Origin of the sequence: Acidovorax sp. Leaf160, assembly GCF_001424265.1 — a bacterium.
Taxonomy (GTDB): Bacteria; Pseudomonadota; Gammaproteobacteria; order Burkholderiales; family Burkholderiaceae_C; genus Paracidovorax.
In genome coordinates this window covers 160912-177716 of record NZ_LMOV01000025.1, presented here as the reverse complement: position 1 = coordinate 177716, position 16805 = coordinate 160912, and the positions used below count along the sequence as shown (strand labels likewise).

Sequence of the window (16805 nt, the reverse complement as noted above, 5' to 3'; positions counted from 1 at the left end):
TCCAGACTCCGCTGTCATCTCCCCTTTCTACTTTGCCATGATGAACGCCCAGGACTCCACTTCCACGCGTCCCTATCTGATCCGGGCGCTCTACGAGTGGTGCACCGACAACGGCCTGACGCCCTACGTGGCGGTGCGCGTGGATGAATCCGTCCAGGTGCCGCGCGAGTATGTGAAGGACGGCGAGATCGTCCTCAACATCAGCTACGACGCCACCAGTGCTTTGCAGCTGGGCAACGACTTCATCGAGTTCAAGGCCCGTTTCGGCGGCAAGCCCCGCGACATCATGGTGCCGGTGGGGCGCGTGATCGCGATCTATGCGCGCGAGAACGGCCAGGGCATGGCGTTTCCGCCGCCGGTGGATGCGTTGGCCGAAGGCGGCGCCGGCTCGGTGATGGCTTCGCTGCCCACCCCGGGGCCCGATGCCGAGGCGCCTGCTTCGGCAGAGGGTACGGCGGGCGACCGCGTGGTGCAGCTGGTTCAGCCCGAGTCGGCAGGAACGCCCGCCACCGATGACCAGGAGACCCCGCGCCCCCAGCCGCCCGCTGGCGGCGGCGGACGTCCCGCGCTCAAGCGCGTGAAGTAGCGCAACGAGGCTTCCCTGCAGCACCGGCATGCCGAAAGGCCTGCCGGTGTTTCTTTTTTTGCCGTGCCGCGCGCCGGCTAGAATGCAGCCTTCGCCGATTTAGCTCAGTTGGTAGAGCACCCGCCTTGTAAGCGGTAGGTCGTCAGTTCGATTCCGACAATCGGCACCAGTTCTCTTCGCATTTTTTTCCATCTACCGTCCCAACGCCCCTGCCGGGGTTCAGGTTTGGATTTTCAGGCGGATGGAGTTAACCTCCCACCCCCGGCTGCGCAGATGCGCTTCGAAGGCAGGCAGCAATTGCCTGATCTTGGCGGCCGCCGCATTGCTGCGCACCAGCAGGCACCATGAGGTTCCATCGATGGGGCCGGCCTGGAGCGTGGGGCGCAACGTGGGCGGTATGAGTTTTTCAATCGCCCGCAGCCGTTCGCTGGAATCCCGTGTCAGCGCCGTCAGCATCGACAGCGTGGGCGATTCCTGAGTGGCTTGTTGCAGCGTGACGGCGTGGTGGCGACGGGGCATGGACTGGCATGGCGCCAGCTGGCGCGGAGATTCATAGTGCATGTGATTATTACGGACGCCCGTCTGGCGCGCAGCCGGGCAATTCATCTGTCGGGGATGCGGCTGCTGTTGCTCGCGCTGCTGATGTCGCTGGTCCTGATGGCTTGCACCGCAGCGGCGTACCACTGGCTGTTCATGCAGGGCGGGCGAGCGGCCTGGCCCGCTGGCATGTTCGCGAATACCGGCCCGGGGCAGGGCGACGCCGAAGAGCAGAACCGCCTCATGCGCGCCAACCTCGACGCCATGGCCCGCAAGGTGGGCGAGATGCAGGCGCGGGTGATGCAGCTCGAATCGCTGGGCGACCGGGTCATGGGGCTGGCCGGAATGCCGCCCGTCAGCGCGGCCAAGCCGCCGGGGCAGGGCGGCGCGCTGGTGGCGGGTCGCCCGCTCGACTTCGCCGATCTCCAGGCCACGCTGGACGACCTGGCCCGCCTCACCGACCAACGGGTGGACCTGATGACCGTGGTGGAGTCGCGGCTCTTCGAGCAGCGCATCCGCAAGCACATGGTGCCGACGCAGCAGCCGGTGCTGGACCGCCTGGCCGGCTCGTCCTTCGGCTGGCGCATCGATCCGATGACCGGCCAGTCGGCCCTGCACACCGGCCTGGACTTTCCTGCCGAGCCCGGCACGCCGATCCTGGCGGCCGCAGGCGGCGTGGTCGTGACCCAGGAATATCACCCTGCCTACGGCAACATGATCGAAGTGGACCACGGCAACCAGCTGGTGACCCGGTATGCGCACGCCTCGAAAACCTGGGTCAAGCGGGGTGATCTGGTGCGGCGCGGCCAGAAGATCGCGGCGGTGGGCTCCACTGGCCGGTCCACCGGGCCTCATCTGCACTTCGAAGTGCTGGTGCAGGGCGTGCCGCAGGATCCGCAGAAATTCCTGCTGGCCGGCGCAGGCGGACCGGGCGATGCGGCGGCACGCGTGGCCGCGGCCGGCGCCGTATCCGGGGGCAGGTAAAATCGCCGGTCCGGACGTCTGTCGCCTGATTTGCAATCACTTGCAAAAGGGGTCGAAGACCCCATCTGAACCTACTTCTTCTTAGGGATTCTGGTCGCCCTGCAGCCCCAGCGGCTCGCGGTGCGGTCTGTTCGCATGGCCACCAACTTCCTCACCAAATTATTCGGCAGCCGCAATGATCGACTGCTCAAGCAATACCGCAAGACGGTTGTTCGCATCAATGCGATGGAGCCGGAGTACGAGAAGCTGAGTGACGATGCCCTGCGCGCCAAGACGCAGGAATTCAAGGACCGCGTCGCCCGCGGCGAGTCGCTGGACGACCTGCTGCCCGAGGCCTTTGCCGTGGTGCGCGAGGGCTCCAAGCGCATCATGAAAATGCGCCACTTCGACGTGCAGATGCTGGGCGGCATGGCCTTGCACTTCGGCAAGATCTCCGAAATGCGCACCGGCGAAGGCAAGACGCTGACCGCCACGCTGCCGGTCTACCTGAACGCCCTGTCGGGCAAGGGTGTCCACGTGGTGACGGTGAACGACTACCTCGCCAACCGCGATGCGCAGTGGATGGGAAGGCTCTACAACTTCCTCGGCCTGACGGTGGGCATCAACCTGCCCAACATGCCGCGCGAGGAAAAGCAGCTGGCCTACGCTGCCGACATCACCTACGGCACGAACAACGAATACGGCTTCGACTACCTGCGCGACAACATGGTGTACGAGGCGCAGGACCGCGTGCAGAAGGTGCTGAACTTCGCCATCGTCGATGAGGTGGACTCCATCCTGATCGACGAGGCGCGCACGCCGCTCATCATCAGTGGCCAGGCGGAAGATCACACCCAGATGTATCTGGCGATGAACGAAGTGGTGCCGCTGCTGGTGCGCCAGGAGGGCGAAGCCGACCCCCGCACGGGCGAGGGCGTGACCAAGCCTGGCGATTTCACGCTCGACGAGAAAACCCATCAGGTCTTCCTGACCGAGCAGGGCCACGAAACCGCCGAACGCGTGCTGGCCAGCCGCGGGCTGATCGCCGAGGGCGCGTCGCTCTACGACCCGGCCAACATCTCGCTGATGCACCACCTCTACGCGGCGCTGCGGGCCAACCACCTCTACCATCGCGACCAGCACTACGTCGTGCAGAACGGCGAAATCGTCATCGTCGATGAATTCACCGGTCGCCTGATGTCCGGCCGCCGCTGGAGCGAGGGCCTGCACCAGGCCGTGGAAGCCAAGGAAGGCGTGAACATCCAGGCCGAGAACCAGACCCTCGCCTCGATCACGTTCCAGAACTACTTCCGTCTCTACACCAAGCTGGCCGGCATGACCGGCACGGCCGACACCGAGGCGTACGAGTTCCAGGAAATCTACGGTCTGGAGACCGTGGTCATTCCCCCCAACCGCCCCAGCAAGCGCGACGACCAGCTCGACCGGGTCTACAAGACCACGCGCGAGAAATACGAAGCGGCGATCAAGGACATCCGCGAGTGCCACGAGCGCGGCCAGCCGGTGCTGGTGGGCACCACCTCGATCGAGAACTCCGAAATCATCGACCAGCTGCTGCAGAAGGAAGGGCTTCCGCACCAGGTGCTGAATGCCAAGCAGCATGCGCGCGAGGCCGACATCGTGGCCCAGGCCGGCCGTGCCGGCATGATCACCATCGCCACCAACATGGCCGGTCGGGGTACCGACATCGTGCTGGGCGGCAACATCGAGAAGGACGTGGCGGCCATCGAGAACGACGAGACGCTGGACGCCGCCACGAAGGAAGCACGCCTGACCGAACTGCGCGCCCGCTGGGCTCGCGACCACGAACAAATCCGTGAACTGGGCGGCCTGCGCATCATCGCCACCGAGCGCCACGAATCGCGCCGCATCGACAACCAGCTGCGCGGCCGCTCGGGCCGCCAGGGCGACCCCGGCTCTTCCCGCTTCTACCTGAGCCTCGACGATTCGCTGATGCGCATCTTCGCCGGCGACCGCGTCAAGTCCATCATGGACCGTCTGAAGATGCCCGACGGCGAGGCCATCGAGGCCGGCATCGTCACGCGCAGCATCGAGTCGGCCCAGCGCAAGGTGGAGGCGCGCAATTTCGACGTGCGCAAGCAGCTGCTGGAATACGACGACGTCTCCAACGACCAGCGCAAGGTCATCTACCAGCAGCGCAACGAGATCCTCGACGCGGCCGACCTGTCGGAGCTGGTGGCGGTGATGCGCGACGACTGCCTGACCGATCTGGTGCGCCAGTACGTGCCCGCCGAGTCGGTGGAAGAGCAGTGGGATCTGCCCGGCCTGGAGCGCGTGCTGAACGACGAATGGCAGATCCAGCTGTCGCTGCAGAAGGAAGTGGAAGGCGCCGAGGCGATCACCGACGAAGAAGTGCTGGAGAAAGTGCTGACCGCCGCGCGCGAAGTCTTCAACGCCAAGCTGGCGATGATCGGCGAGGCCAACTTCACGCAGTTCGAGCGCATGGTGCTGCTGCAGAGCTTCGACACCAACTGGCGGGACCACCTGAGCGCGCTGGACTACCTGCGCCAGGGCATCCACCTGCGCGGCTACGCCCAGAAGCAACCCAAGCAGGAATACAAGCGTGAGGCGTTCGAGCTGTTCCGTCAGCTCATCGACCAGGTCAAGAACGAGGTCTCGAAGGTCCTCATGACCGTGCAGGTGCAATCGAGCGCCCAGCTCGATGAAGCCGCAGAGGCGCTGGAGAGCCGCGGCGAGAACATCGCCAACGTCACCTACACCGCTCCGACGGAGACGGGCGAAGTCGAAACCCGGGTGGACGGCCAGACCGTGCGCGCGGACGACGACGCCCAAGCCGGTGGACTGCGCGTGGGCCGCAACGACCCCTGTCCCTGCGGCAGTGGCAAGAAGTACAAGCAGTGCCACGGCAAGCTGGCCTGAGGCACGGGGGCGGTGGTCAGCTGTGAGGACGTGAACACGTTGCCACAGCACCTGCCGCCATCCATCCGCTGCAAAGCAACACACGGGCCGCGGCCCGTGTTGTCTTTTGCGGTCATCGATTCTTCCGATAATCACCTGCTCGTTCGCAAGGAAAGGCACCCATGCCCGTGAATCTCTCTGCCCCCGTGGCCTCCGACCTGCACCCCGTGGCGGGCGTTCGCATCGGCGTCGCCGAAGCGGGCGTGCGCAAAGCCCACCGCAAGGACCTGACCGTCTTCCTGCTGGACGAAGGCGCCTCGGTCGCAGGCGTGTTCACCAAGAACCGGTTCTGCGCCGCTCCGGTGCAGGTCTGCCGTGAGCATCTGCAGGGCAGCCAGGCCATTCGCGCGATGGTCATCAACACCGGCAACGCCAATGCCGGCACCGGCGCCGATGGCTTGCTGCGCGCCCGCGCGACCTGCGCGGCCCTGGCCGAGCACCTGGCTGTGGCACCCGAGCAGGTGCTGCCGTTTTCCACGGGCGTGATCATGGAGCCGCTGCCCGCCGACCGCATCGCGGCCGGCCTGCCGGCCGCGCTGGCAGATGCGCAGCCGGACCACTGGGCGCGCGCCGCCGAAGGCATCATGACCACCGACACGCTGCCCAAGGCGTTCAGCCGGCAGGTGCAGGTCGGCGGCAAGACCGTGACCATCACCGGCATCTCCAAGGGCGCGGGCATGATCCGCCCGAACATGGCGACCATGCTGGGCTTCCTGGCCACCGATGCAGCCTTGGCCCCCGAGCTGCTGCAGCCCCTGGTGCGTGAGCTGGCTGATCGGTCGTTCAACCGGGTGACGATCGATGGCGACACCTCGACCAATGATTCCTTCGTGCTCATCGCCACGCACCAGGCCGGCAACGCGCCTGTCACTTCGCTGGACGGCGCCGACGGCCAGGCCCTGCGCGACGGCCTGCTGGCCGTTGCCCAGCAACTGGCCCAGGCCATCGTGCGCGACGGCGAGGGCGCGACCAAGTTCATCACGGTGCGCGTCGAGGGGGGCCGCACGGGTGAGGAGTGCCGCCAGGTGGCGTACGCCATTGCGCATTCGCCGCTGGTCAAGACCGCGTTCTTCGCCAGCGACCCAAACCTGGGCCGCATCCTGGCCGCAGTGGGGTATGCGGGTATCGACGACCTGGACCAGACGCAGATAGACCTGTTTCTCGACGACGTGCATGTCGCCGTCAAGGGAGGCCGCAACCCGGCATACCGCGAGGAGGACGGCCAGCGCGTCATGAAGCAAAGCGAGATCACGGTGCGCGTGGTGCTGGGCCGTGGCGATGCGGCCGATACCGTCTGGACCTGCGACCTGAGCCACGACTACGTGACCATCAACGCCGACTACCGCTCCTGAGCCCTGCGGCCGGGCGTTCCCGGCCCCGGGTTCGAACCTGCCTGCCCTCATGAACGACGCCTTCGCCCATCTGCTGCTCCGCGCCGAGCAGCTCATCACCCGCATCGAAGCGGTGCTGCCGCAACCGCTGTCTGCTCCAGACTGGTCCGCCGGCTCCGTGGCCTGGCGCTATCGCAAGCGCAGCAGCGGCCACGGCGTGCTGGAGCCCGTCCAGCACGTGGCTGGCATGGCCCTCGCCGATCTCAAGGAGATCGACGCCCAGAAGGACAAGATCCAGCGCAACACCCAGCAATTCGTCGGGGGCAAGCCCGCCAACAACGTGCTGCTGACCGGCGCGCGCGGCACGGGCAAGTCGTCGCTCATCAAGGCCTGCCTCAGCACCTATGCGCCCCAGGGGCTCAGGCTGATCGAGGTGGACAAGGCCGACCTGACCGACCTGCCCGACATCGTGGAAGTCGTCTCCGGCCGGCCTGAGAAGTTCATCGTCTACTGCGACGACCTGAGCTTTGACGAAGGCGAGGCCGGCTACAAGGCGCTCAAGTCGATTCTCGACGGGTCGATCGCGGCATCCACGCCCAACGTGCTGGTGTATGCCACCAGCAACCGCCGGCACCTGCTGCCGGAGTACATGAAGGACAACCTGAGCTACACCCACACGGCCGATGGCGAGGTGCATCCGGGCGAGGCGGTCGAGGAAAAGATCTCGCTCTCCGAACGTTTCGGCCTCTGGGTGAGCTTCTACCCCTTCAGCCAGCAGGAGTATCTGGCCATCGTCGCGCAATGGCTGGGCTCGCTGGGCGTGAGCCCCACTGACATAGAGCGGGCGCGGCCCGAGGCGCTGGTCTGGGCGCTGGAGCGCGGCTCTCGCAGCGGCCGGGTGGCCTACCAGTTCGCCAAGGATTTCGCAGGACGGCGTGCCGATGTCTGATTCGACGACGCAGCAAGCGCTGTCTGCGCAGGTCCCGCCCGCTGCGCCTGCCCAGCAGGCACGCAGCCACACTGAGGTCGCCGTCGGCATTCTGGTGCGCGGCGACGGGGCGCTGCTGCTGTCCACCCGCCCGCCCGGCAAGCCGTACGAAGGCTACTGGGAGTTTCCGGGCGGCAAGATCGAGGCGGGAGAATCCGTCGAGCAGGCGCTGCGGCGGGAGCTGATCGAGGAGCTAGGTGTCACCATCGGCCCGGCGGCGGTCTGGAAGGTCACCGAGCATGACTACCCGCATGCGCTGGTGCGCCTGCACTGGTGCAAGGTGCACGAGTGGACGGGCGAATTCGAGATGCGCGAGGGCCAGACGATGGCCTGGCAGGGCTGGCCGCTCACGGTCAGGCCCGTGTTGCCGGGCGCCTATCCGGTGCTGGAGTGGCTGGCACAGGAGCGGGGCGAGACATTCGACCCTGCGTCCATGGATCATCAAAAATGATAGCAGCCGGCGCTTGATACATCAGCGCTGGTGCCCGATTCTGCTTTGAGAATCAGGGCAGCAACCGAGGGTCGCCGAACTCCGCGTCCTCGGGCGGCGCCTCGGTCGGCATGCGGAACTCCTCGCTGGCCCAGGCACCCAGGTCGATCTGTTTGCAGCGCTCGCCGCAGAAAGGGCGAAACCGGTTGGCGGGGCTGTAGAGGCTGGGGCCGCCACATTGCGGGCATTTCACCCAGCGCTCGGCGCTGCCTGCAGGGGTCGCGGTGGCAGCGGCTTTTTTCTTCTTCGTATCGGACATCGTTGCAAAAAGGGCGCGCCCTCAGGCGCACAGCGTGAGCTCGAAAGCCGCGTCTTCGGTGCTGGACTGCAGGCGGCCCGCCTCGTCCTGCCGCATCAGGCGCACGGAGACGATCAGCCGGTTGCCGCTGATCTCGGGAATGAGCTGCAGGCCCGGGTCGATGCGCAGGCGGAGCAGCTGGAAGGTGCGGCCCTGCGGCAGGGTCTGCTGGAACTGGCCGTGGTCCGCCGCCACCTTCTGCGGCACGCCTGAATCGCGCAGCATCTTGAGCAGCACGAACACCGATTCGGCCAGCGGGGCGAGGTGCGAGGCCCAGCCTTCCAGGTCTTGCTGGCGCTGGTCGGGTGCGTGGTGTTGCCAGGCGTAGTAGGCGGGGAGGTCGAAGCCGCAGGTACCGCCGGGGATGCCGACGCGGCTGCGGATGCTCATCAGCCAGTCGTTCTCGGCGAGTGCATGGCCGGCCTTGCCGTGCTGGGCGTTGAGGCCGGTGAAGCACCGGTCGAGCTGGGCGATGACGCTGTCCAGCACGTCCTCGGAGATCGAGGGGTTGCCGCGGTAGCTGTCGAGCTGCTGCTTGTGCTTTTCCAGATCCTTGAGCACGTCCGACTTCAGGTCGGCGCGGGCGGCGACGTCCATGATCTCGAACATGGTCACCAGGGCGTAGTGGTGGTCCAGCGGATGGGCGCGGGGGATCAACTCGCCCAAGCGGCGAAACAGCTGCTCCAGCCGGAGGTAGGTGCGCAGTCGTTCGTTAAAGGGGTATTCGTAGAGGATCACGCTGCTGGGTTCCTGGGGGGTGCTCGCGGGGAGGAGGCTACCGCTCGTCCTGAAGCACCTCGTCGGGTGCCGGCACGGCCCGATGCATCATAGCCCGAACCGTGCGGCGATCCGCTCGGCGCGTGCATGCAGTTCCGCCAGGGGGATACCGTCGTTGAAGACCACGATGTCGGCGGCGGCGCGGCGCTGGGCACGGGAGGCCTGGGCCGCGATGATGGCTTCGATGGCCGGCACGTCCAAGCCGTTACGCGCCTGGACGCGGGCGATCTGCGTGGGCTCGCTGCAATCGACCACCACCACCGCATCGAGTCCGGGTGCCCAGCGCTTCGACTCCACCAGCAGCGGGATGTCGAGCACGATCAGGTGATGCCCCGCCCCGGTGGCTTCGAGCGTGGCCTGGGCGATGCTGTCCGCCACCAGCGGATGGACAATGCCCTCCAGCCGCGCTTTGGCGCCGACGTCGCTGAAGGCTTTCTCGCGCATGCGCGCCCGGTCGAGCGCCCCCGCCGGGTCGATGAATTCCTCGCCAAAGGCCTGCCGGATGGCTGGGATGGCCGAGCCTCCGGCGGCAGTCACCGCCCGCGCGCAGGCGTCGGCGTCCACCAGCGCAGCTCCGCAGCGCTGCAGCATCTGGCCCAGCGTGCTCTTGCCGCTGCCGATGCCACCTGTCAGCCCGACGCGCAGCGGTCTGCGGCGTGGCGAGGCCTGCGTCACAGGCCCAGCGAGCCGAAGATCGCCTGCATGACCCGCGCCGGACCCGCGATCATCGCGGTCAGGCCGGCGCCCGCGAGAAACGGCCCGAAGGGCACGTACAGGCCTTCGCGCAGACTGCTGGCGAACTTCATGCCGATGCCGACCAGCGCGCCGATGACGGACGCCATCAGGATGATCGGCACCAGCGCCTCCCAGCCGAACCAGGCACCCAGCGCTGCGAAGAGCTTGAAGTCACCGTAGCCCATGCCTTCCTTGCCCGTGGCCAACTTGAAGGCCCAGTACACGCACCACAGCGACAGGTAGCCGGCGGCAGCCCCGATCACGGAAGACTGCAATGGGACGTCGGTCCAGCGCAGTGCGGCAGCGAGCAGGCCGGCCCACAGCAGCGGCAGGGTGATGTCGTCCGGCAGCAGGGTGGTGTCCCAGTCGATGAAAGCCAGCGCCACCAGCGCCGCCGAGAAGCCGCACCAGGCGGCGGCGGTCGGCGTCAGGCCCCAGCGATAGCCGCAAAAGAGGAACAGCCCGCCGGTCAGCAATTCGACGGCAGGGTAGCGCGGGCTGATGCGCGTGCGGCAGCCCGCGCACCGACCTCCGAGGAACAGATAGCTGAGGACGGGAATGTTTTCGTACCAGCGGATCAGGTGACCGCAGGAGGGGCAACGCGACCGCGGCGTGGAGAGATCGAAGCGTTCGGCGGGCGCGGCTGGCACTGCCTTGCCGGCCGATCCGGCCACCTGTGAGTCCGTCTGTGGTGCCATCTCTGGCGGCACCTGCGCGTCCTGCGCATACTGGGCCGCCTCTGCCGCCCACTGACGCTCCATCATCTGCGGCAGCCGGTGGATCACCACATTCAGGAAGCTGCCGAAGAGCAGGCCCAACACGCCGGCAAGGCCGGCCACCGCCCAGACGCTCTCGAACATCAGACGACCTGGCCCAGCTTGAAGATCGGCAGATACATCGACACCACGATGCCGCCGATGAGCGTGCCGAGGAAGACGATGATGATCGGCTCCATGAGGCTCGACAGGCCTGCCACCATCTCATCGACCTCGGCCTCGTAGAAGTCGGCCGCCTTGCCCAGCATGTGGTCGATGGAGCCCGACTCTTCGCCGATGGCGCACATCTGCAGCACCATGGAGGGGAACACGTTGGCGTTGCCCATGGCGGCGGTGAGGCTGGTGCCGGTGGAGACTTCCTGCTGGATCTTCTCGGTGGCGTCCGCATACACCGAATTGCCGGAAGCGCCGCCGACCGAGTCGAGCGCTTCCACCAGCGGCACGCCGGCCGCGAACATGGTGGACAGCGTGCGGGTCCAGCGGGCCACGCAGGACTTGTCGATCAGCGCGCCGAAAACGGGAATGCGCAGCAGCAGCCGGTCCATGACCTTCTGCATCTTTTCGTTGCGGCGCCAGGCCTGCATGAAGAAGAAGAAGCCGCCGCCGATCACGCCGAAGATCAGCCACCACCACTTGACGAAGACCTCGCTGATGCCCATCACGAACAGCGTGGGCGCCGGCAGGTCGGCGCCGAAGGAGCTGAACACGTCCTTGAAGGCCGGGATCACGAAGATCATGATGATGGTCACCACCACGAAGGCGACGATGATCACCGAGATCGGGTACATCAAGGCGGAGCGGATCTTCGACTTGATCGCCTCGGTCTTTTCCATGTACATCGCCAGGCGGTCCAACAGCGCCTCCAGAATACCGGCCGCTTCCCCAGCCTCCACCAGGTTGCAGTAGAGGCTGTCGAAGTACATCGGGTATTTGCGGAACGCCATGTTCAGCGACGTTCCGGTCTCCACGTCGGAGCGGATGTCGTTGAGCAGCTTGGTCACGCTCGCATTGGTGTTGCCGCGTCCCACGATGTCGAACGATTGCAGCAGCGGCACGCCGGCCTTCATCATCGTCGCCATCTGGCGGGTGAAGAGCGCAATGTCCTTGGGCTTGATCTTCTTGCCCGAGCGCATCCGGCGCTTCTTGATCTTGGTGGGCAGCACGCCCTGGCGCCGCAGGGTGGCCTGCACCTGGTTTTCGCCGGAAGCACGGATTTCGCCCCGCACGATCTTGCCGGAGCGGTCCTTGCCTTCCCACTCGAAGACGAAGTCCTTGATATCCCTCGATGCGGCGGTCACCATATTGCGCAATCTCGTTGTGGGTTATTCGTTGGTCACGGCCAGGACTTCCTCGAGCGAGGTCAGCCCCATGCGGGCCTTGTAAAGCCCCGAGGCGCGCAGCGAACGCACGCCTTCGCGCTTGGCCTGCTCCGCGATCTCCAGCGCGCTGCCGTCGCGCAGGATGATGCGCTGGGTTTCTTCCGACACGGGCATGACCTGGTAGATGCCCAGTCGGCCCTTGTAGCCGTTGTTGCAGGCCGAGCAGCCGACGGGCTTGTAGGTGACCCAGGAGCCGTCGATCTCGTCTTCGCTGTAACCCGCGTCCAGCAACGCCTCGTGGGGGATGTCCGCTGGCGCCTTGCATTGCGGACACAGCCGGCGCGCGAGGCGCTGCGCCGTGATGAGGATCACGCTGCTGGCAATGTTGAACGGCGCGATGCCCATGTTGCGCATCCGGGTCAGCGTGGTGGGCGCATCGTTGGTGTGCAGGGTGGACAGCACCAAGTGGCCCGTCTGCGCCGCCTTGATGGCGATGTCGGCCGTTTCCAGATCGCGGATTTCGCCCACCATGATGATGTCGGGATCCTGCCGCAGGAAAGACTTCAACGCGGTGGCGAAGGTCAGCCCGGCCTTTTCGTTCACGTTGACCTGGTTCACGCCCGGCAGGTTGATTTCGGACGGGTCCTCGGCCGTGGCGATGTTGACTCCGGGCTTGTTCAACAGGTTCAGGCAGGTGTAGAGCGACACCGTCTTGCCCGAGCCCGTCGGTCCCGTCACCAGAATCATTCCGTAGGGTCTGCCGATGGCCTGCAGCAGGCGCGCCTTCTCTTCGGGCTCATATCCCAGCGCATCGATCCCCAGCTTGGCACTGCTGGGGTCGAGGATACGGATCACGATCTTCTCGCCGAACAGCGTGGGCAGCGTGCTGACGCGGAAATCGATGACCCGGTCGGGCCCGACCTTCAGCTTCATGCGGCCGTCCTGCGGCACCCGCTTCTCGGAAATGTCGAGGCGCGAGATCACCTTGATGCGGGAGGCGAGCTTTTCCTTGATGGCCACCGGCGGAGAGGCGATTTCCCGCAGTTCGCCATCGATGCGGAAGCGGACCCGGTACTGGTGTTCGTAGGGCTCGAAATGCAAATCCGAGGCGCGCATGTTGAACGCGTCCAGGAGCATCTTGTGCAGGAACTTGACGATCGGCGCGTCTTCGACTTCGTTGGCGCCGGCATCCGCAGGCTCGGGCGCCTCTTCGGTCGGCAGGTCGTCGAACTCGAATTCGCCGCCGGAGCTCATGCCTTCCGCCGATTCCGACGCGGACTTGCTAGCAGCTTCGATCAGCCGGACGAGCTTGTCGTATTCCGCGATGATCCAGTCCACGCCCATCTGCGTGGTGAATTTGATCTTCTCGGCGGCCTCCTGATCGGTCGGGTCCGCCGTGGCGACGATGAGCCGGTTGTTGCGCTTGCTGAGGACGATGACGCGATAGGCCTGGCAGATCTTCGCGTCGAGCAGGTCGCGGGGAAGGCGCAGCGGGTCGATCGCGTCGATGTCCAGCAGGGGCGCGCCGAACACGGACGACACGGTGTGCGCAAGATCGAGGGGCGATACGGCGCCCGAGCCCGTCAGCTCAGCGATGAAGCTGTTGCGGCTGACTTGGGACTTCTTGAAAAGATCCTCGGCGACCTTCTGACTGAGCTGGCCCGCCGAGATGAGTGCGCGGCCCAGCCCGGGCAAAGCCATGGTGGAAGCGTCTTTGTTGACAGAATCGACAGCAGCCATGTAACCAGAGGATTCTTTTGGGATGGAAAGGAAACCATCCTATCACCCGTCACCATGGGGGCAACGTCGAGAGCTTCCGCGCAGGGGCGAGAATGCAACGGCAGGCGTGCAGTGCCGTTGACCGACTGGTCGGGGTGAGAGGATTCGAACCTCCGGCCTCTACGTCCCGAACGTAGCGCTCTACCAGGCTAAGCTACACCCCGACAGCGACCGAGAGTGTAGATGATTACACGCGTCGATCGAGCAACTGGGACGCCAGTTCGCGCAACGCGAAGGTGTGGGCGTTCTCAGGCAGTTGCGCTGCGGCGTCGAGCGCCAGCTGCGCCTGCGCGGCCGCAGCCTGCCGGGTGGCATCCAGCGCGCCGGTTTCCTTCACGATGGCGATCACCGACGCCAACTCATCGGTGGCACCGGCTTCAATGGCCTGGCGGATCAGCTGGCGCTGTGCTTGCGAGCCGCGCTGCATGGCGATGATGAGGGGCAGGGTGACCTTGCCTTCGCGCAGGTCGTCACCCAGGTTCTTGCCCATTTCGCTGGCGTCACCGTCGTAGTCCAGCACGTCGTCGATGACCTGGAAGGCCGTGCCGAGCGCCTGGCCGTAGGCTGCGCAGGCGTCTTCGATGTCGGCGGGGCTTCCGGCCAGCACGGCTGCCAGCCGGGTGCTGGCCTCGAACAGCTTGGCCGTCTTCGAGCGGATCACCTGCAGGTAGCCTGCTTCGCTGAGAGACGCGTCGTGCGTGTTCATCAACTGCTGCACTTCGCCCTCGGCGATGACGTTGGTGGCCTCCGACAGGATCTGCATGATCCGCATGTCGTCGGCATCCACCATCATCTGGAAGGCACGGGAATGCAGGAAGTCGCCGACCAGCACGCTGGCCGGGTTGCCAAAGCTCTCGTTGGCGGTCGGCCGTCCGCGGCGCAGCGTGGACTCGTCCACGACGTCGTCGTGCAGCAGCGTGGCGGTGTGAATGAATTCGATCACCGCGGCGATGTTGAATCGCTGCGCGCCCTGGTAGCCCAGAGCGCCGCATGCCAGCAGCAGCAGCGCCGGACGCAGCCGCTTGCCTCCTGCGGAGATGATGTATCTCGCCACCTGGCCGACCAGCGGGACCGAGGAGTCGAGCCGTTGAGCGATCACCTCGTCCACCTGCAGCATGTCTTGGGAGATCAGCGCAAGGGAGGATGCGGTACTGGATGAGGTGGCAGCCAAAGTAAAGGAGATTTCGGGGTAAAACGCGATTATAGGAAGCGCCACCCCATGTTCAGGCGGTGAGTCGAGGGCCGCCACGCCGGAAAAACACACAGCGTCCGGGCAGGCGGCTGCAGTCTCTACAGGTTGCGCGTTTTGCCCCGGCATGGTAGAGTCGCCGGCTCTGCAGAAATTCGTTTGCAGGACTCACATCGAAGAGGTTTACATGTACGCGGTCATAAAAACCGGCGGCAAGCAATATCGCGTTGCTGCTGGCGAAAAAATTAAAGTAGAACAGATTGCTGCGGACGTAGGCCAGGAGATCGTGATCGACCAGGTTCTGGCTGTCGGCAACGGCGTTGAACTGAAGGTTGGCACGCCCCTGGTGTCCGGCGCAACGGTTACGGCTACGGTCGTGGCCCACGGCAAGCACGACAAGGTCCACATCTTCAAGATGCGCCGTCGTAAGCACTATCAGAAACGCCAAGGCCATCGCCAGCAGTTCACCGAACTGCAAATCGGCGCGATCGCCGGTTAACAGGAGTCGATCTCATGGCACAGAAAAAAGGCGGCGGCTCTACGCGAAACGGGCGCGATTCCAAGCCCAAGATGCTCGGTGTGAAGGCGTTCGGCGGTGAGTTGATCAGCGCCGGTTCCATCATCGTGCGCCAACGCGGTACGCGTTTCCACCCCGGCAACAATGTCGGCGTGGGCAAGGACCACACGCTGTTCGCCCTGGTGGACGGCCACGTGTCCTTCGGCACCAAGGGTGCCATGTCCAAGCAGACGGTCAACGTGACTGCAGCCTGAGGCTGCTGAGGCGAGAACCTCGGCACTCACCAAAGCCCCGCACGTCGGGGCTTTGTTATTTCCAGGGCGCCTCGCGCGGGCCCTCCTGGGTGCCCCGTACGACGGGGCCCCTGTGTCGTTCGGGCAGCCCCGGGTCGACCTTTTGTAAACTGGATACCATGAAGTTCGTCGACGAAGCCTTTATCGACATTGCCGCCGGAGATGGCGGCAATGGCTGTGTCTCGTTCCGCCACGAGAAGTACAAGGAGTTCGGAGGCCCCAATGGGGGCGACGGCGGCCGTGGTGGCCACGTTTTCGCGGTGGCGGATCCCAACCTGAACACCCTGGTGGACTTCCGCTATTCGCGTCGGCACGAAGCCAAGCGGGGCGAGCACGGCATGGGTTCCGACATGTTCGGCGCTGCGGGCGACGACATCACGCTCAAGATGCCGGTGGGCACCATCATCTCCGACGCCGAGACCGGCGAGGTGCTGTATGAGCTGCTCAATCCCGGCGATGTCATCACCATCGCCAAGGGCGGCGACGGCGGTTTCGGCAACATGCGCTTCAAGAGCGCCATCAACCGTGCGCCCCGGCAGAAGACGCCCGGCTGGCCCGGGGAGCGCAAGAACCTCAAGCTCGAATTGAAGGTGCTGGCGGATGTGGGTCTGCTCGGCATGCCGAATGCGGGCAAGTCGACCTTCATCGCCGCAGTGTCGAACGCGCGTCCCAAGATCGCGGACTACCCCTTCACCACGCTGCACCCCAACCTGGGTGTGGTGCGCGTGGCGGCCGAGCAGAGCTTCGTGATCGCGGACATCCCCGGGCTCATCGAGGGCGCGTCGGAAGGGGCGGGGCTGGGCCACCAGTTCCTGCGTCACCTGCAGCGCACCCGCCTGCTGCTGCACGTGGTCGACATGGCGCCGTTCGACGATGCGGTGGACCCGGTGGCCCAGGCCAAGGCCATCGTCGAGGAACTCAGGAAGTACGATGCCGCGCTGCATTCCAAGCCGCGCTGGCTGGTGCTGAACAAGCTCGACATGGTGCCCGCGCAGGACCGCGCGGCGCTGGTGAAGGACTTCGTGAAGCGGTTCAAGTGGAAGGGGCCGGTGTTCGAGATCTCCGCCCTGACCCGTGAGGGCTGCGAGAGCCTGATCCATGCGATCTATCAGCATGTGCGCGCCGAGCAGCAGGCACTGGCGGCTCCGGTCGAGGTCGATCCGCGCTTTGCCGGCGACGCGCCAGAGTGAGCGGACTGTTATCTCTCTCTGCTATTAAAAATATAGCTGAATGCGCTGAATCGGTCGGCGCTACAAGCTTATAAGACCT

Annotated in this window: 17 protein-coding genes and 2 tRNA genes; 10 read left to right on the top strand and 9 right to left on the bottom strand. The window is 65.5% G+C overall.

All coding sequences use genetic code 11. The features are described 5' to 3' along the window. Window positions 1-40 precede the first annotated feature (40 nt). Together ASF94_RS16045 and ASF94_RS16040 are read left to right on the top strand one after the other, a co-directional pair. Complete coding sequence (locus ASF94_RS16045) at window positions 41-586, top strand: ClpXP protease specificity-enhancing factor (protein WP_200933102.1); 546 nt, start codon at window positions 41-43, stop codon at window positions 584-586. A 93-nt stretch (window positions 587-679) separates the two neighbouring features. Beyond that, window positions 680-755 (top strand) — tRNA-Thr (locus ASF94_RS16040). A 50-nt stretch (window positions 756-805) separates the two neighbouring features. Here the strand turns inward: ASF94_RS16040 and ASF94_RS16035 are convergent. Next, window positions 806-1105, bottom strand: a complete 300-nt coding sequence (locus tag ASF94_RS16035) for a hypothetical protein (RefSeq protein WP_056668848.1) — start codon at window positions 1103-1105, stop codon at window positions 806-808. A gap of 36 nt (window positions 1106-1141) precedes the next feature. On the opposite strand from ASF94_RS16035, the gene ASF94_RS16030 reads away from it, so the two are divergent. From ASF94_RS16030 to ASF94_RS16010, 5 genes are all read left to right on the top strand, one after another. Continuing rightward, window positions 1142-2107 (top strand): M23 family metallopeptidase, encoded by a 966-nt coding sequence (locus ASF94_RS16030; RefSeq protein WP_235505402.1) that lies wholly within the window; start codon window positions 1142-1144, stop codon window positions 2105-2107. A gap of 135 nt (window positions 2108-2242) precedes the next feature. Further along, on the top strand, window positions 2243-5005 hold the full coding sequence (secA, locus tag ASF94_RS16025; protein ID WP_056668585.1) for a preprotein translocase subunit SecA: 2763 nt from the start codon (window positions 2243-2245) through the stop codon (window positions 5003-5005). A gap of 161 nt (window positions 5006-5166) precedes the next feature. Beyond that, window positions 5167-6396 (top strand): bifunctional glutamate N-acetyltransferase/amino-acid acetyltransferase ArgJ, encoded by a 1230-nt coding sequence (argJ, locus tag ASF94_RS16020; protein ID WP_056668583.1) that lies wholly within the window; start codon window positions 5167-5169, stop codon window positions 6394-6396. A 49-nt stretch (window positions 6397-6445) separates the two neighbouring features. Beyond that, entirely contained in the window at window positions 6446-7324 is an 879-nt protein-coding gene (locus ASF94_RS16015) for an ATP-binding protein (RefSeq protein WP_056668580.1), read from the top strand. Continuing rightward, window positions 7317-7814 carry an NUDIX domain-containing protein gene (locus ASF94_RS16010; protein ID WP_082493343.1) on the top strand — a complete coding sequence of 166 codons (498 nt, stop codon included), beginning with the start codon at window positions 7317-7319 and terminating at the stop codon, window positions 7812-7814. Before ASF94_RS16015 ends, ASF94_RS16010 begins: the two co-directional genes overlap by 8 nt. A gap of 52 nt (window positions 7815-7866) precedes the next feature. Here ASF94_RS16010 and ASF94_RS16005 read toward each other — a convergent pair whose 3' ends face one another. The 8 genes from ASF94_RS16005 to ASF94_RS15970 form a co-directional block, all read right to left on the bottom strand. Next, complete coding sequence (locus ASF94_RS16005; protein WP_056668577.1) at window positions 7867-8112, bottom strand: DNA gyrase inhibitor YacG; 246 nt, start codon at window positions 8110-8112, stop codon at window positions 7867-7869. A gap of 21 nt (window positions 8113-8133) precedes the next feature. Beyond that, window positions 8134-8889 (bottom strand): cell division protein ZapD, encoded by a 756-nt coding sequence (gene zapD, locus ASF94_RS16000; protein WP_056668574.1) that lies wholly within the window; start codon window positions 8887-8889, stop codon window positions 8134-8136. Window positions 8890-8976: 87 nt separating this feature from the next. Continuing rightward, window positions 8977-9603, bottom strand: a complete 627-nt coding sequence (coaE, locus tag ASF94_RS15995) for a dephospho-CoA kinase (RefSeq protein ID WP_056668571.1) — start codon at window positions 9601-9603, stop codon at window positions 8977-8979. Continuing rightward, window positions 9600-10523 (bottom strand): A24 family peptidase, encoded by a 924-nt coding sequence (locus tag ASF94_RS15990; RefSeq protein ID WP_056668568.1) that lies wholly within the window; start codon window positions 10521-10523, stop codon window positions 9600-9602. The genes coaE and ASF94_RS15990 overlap by 4 nt, the downstream gene beginning before the upstream one ends. Then, window positions 10523-11740, bottom strand: a complete 1218-nt coding sequence (locus ASF94_RS15985; protein ID WP_056668565.1) for a type II secretion system F family protein — start codon at window positions 11738-11740, stop codon at window positions 10523-10525. Before ASF94_RS15985 ends, ASF94_RS15990 begins: the two co-directional genes overlap by 1 nt. A gap of 21 nt (window positions 11741-11761) precedes the next feature. Continuing rightward, window positions 11762-13498 carry a type IV-A pilus assembly ATPase PilB gene (gene pilB, locus ASF94_RS15980; protein ID WP_056668562.1) on the bottom strand — a complete coding sequence of 579 codons (1737 nt, stop codon included), beginning with the start codon at window positions 13496-13498 and terminating at the stop codon, window positions 11762-11764. Window positions 13499-13624: 126 nt separating this feature from the next. Continuing rightward, window positions 13625-13701: transfer RNA gene (locus tag ASF94_RS15975), tRNA-Pro, on the bottom strand. 23 nt (window positions 13702-13724) lie between these two features. Next, a complete protein-coding gene (locus tag ASF94_RS15970) occupies window positions 13725-14708 on the bottom strand; it encodes a polyprenyl synthetase family protein (RefSeq protein ID WP_235505401.1) in 984 nt (327 codons plus the stop codon). 205 nt (window positions 14709-14913) lie between these two features. On the opposite strand from ASF94_RS15970, the gene rplU reads away from it, so the two are divergent. From rplU to cgtA, 3 genes are all read left to right on the top strand, one after another. Further along, window positions 14914-15225, top strand: coding sequence for a 50S ribosomal protein L21 (gene rplU / locus ASF94_RS15965; RefSeq protein WP_056668838.1), 312 nt, complete (start codon window positions 14914-14916; stop codon window positions 15223-15225). A 14-nt stretch (window positions 15226-15239) separates the two neighbouring features. Further along, window positions 15240-15497 (top strand): 50S ribosomal protein L27, encoded by a 258-nt coding sequence (gene rpmA / locus ASF94_RS15960; protein ID WP_056668556.1) that lies wholly within the window; start codon window positions 15240-15242, stop codon window positions 15495-15497. Window positions 15498-15655: 158 nt separating this feature from the next. Further along, window positions 15656-16726: an Obg family GTPase CgtA gene (cgtA, locus tag ASF94_RS15955; RefSeq protein WP_056668553.1), complete on the top strand. Its 1071-nt coding sequence runs from the start codon at window positions 15656-15658 to the stop codon at window positions 16724-16726. The last annotated feature ends 79 nt before the right edge of the window (window positions 16727-16805 follow it).

Bases quoted from the DNA above. Each gene is read 5' to 3' on its own strand.
- ASF94_RS15985 (WP_056668565.1), bottom strand. From the start codon at position 11,740: ATGGTGACCGCCGCATCGAGGGATATCAAGGACTTCGTCTTCGAGTGG.
- ASF94_RS16045 (WP_200933102.1), top strand. From the start codon at position 41: ATGAACGCCCAGGACTCCACTTCCACGCGTCCCTATCTGATCCGGGCG.
- ASF94_RS15990 (WP_056668568.1), bottom strand. From the start codon at position 10,523: ATGTTCGAGAGCGTCTGGGCGGTGGCCGGCCTTGCCGGCGTGTTGGGC.
- secA (WP_056668585.1), top strand. From the start codon at position 2,243: ATGGCCACCAACTTCCTCACCAAATTATTCGGCAGCCGCAATGATCGA.
- cgtA (WP_056668553.1), top strand. From the start codon at position 15,656: ATGAAGTTCGTCGACGAAGCCTTTATCGACATTGCCGCCGGAGATGGC.
- argJ (WP_056668583.1), top strand. From the start codon at position 5,167: ATGCCCGTGAATCTCTCTGCCCCCGTGGCCTCCGACCTGCACCCCGTG.
- ASF94_RS16010 (WP_082493343.1), top strand. From the start codon at position 7,317: ATGTCTGATTCGACGACGCAGCAAGCGCTGTCTGCGCAGGTCCCGCCC.
- ASF94_RS16005 (WP_056668577.1), bottom strand. From the start codon at position 8,112: ATGTCCGATACGAAGAAGAAAAAAGCCGCTGCCACCGCGACCCCTGCA.
- ASF94_RS16015 (WP_056668580.1), top strand. From the start codon at position 6,446: ATGAACGACGCCTTCGCCCATCTGCTGCTCCGCGCCGAGCAGCTCATC.
- pilB (WP_056668562.1), bottom strand. From the start codon at position 13,498: ATGGCTGCTGTCGATTCTGTCAACAAAGACGCTTCCACCATGGCTTTG.
- rpmA (WP_056668556.1), top strand. From the start codon at position 15,240: ATGGCACAGAAAAAAGGCGGCGGCTCTACGCGAAACGGGCGCGATTCC.
- ASF94_RS16035 (WP_056668848.1), bottom strand. From the start codon at position 1,105: ATGCCCCGTCGCCACCACGCCGTCACGCTGCAACAAGCCACTCAGGAA.
- rplU (WP_056668838.1), top strand. From the start codon at position 14,914: ATGTACGCGGTCATAAAAACCGGCGGCAAGCAATATCGCGTTGCTGCT.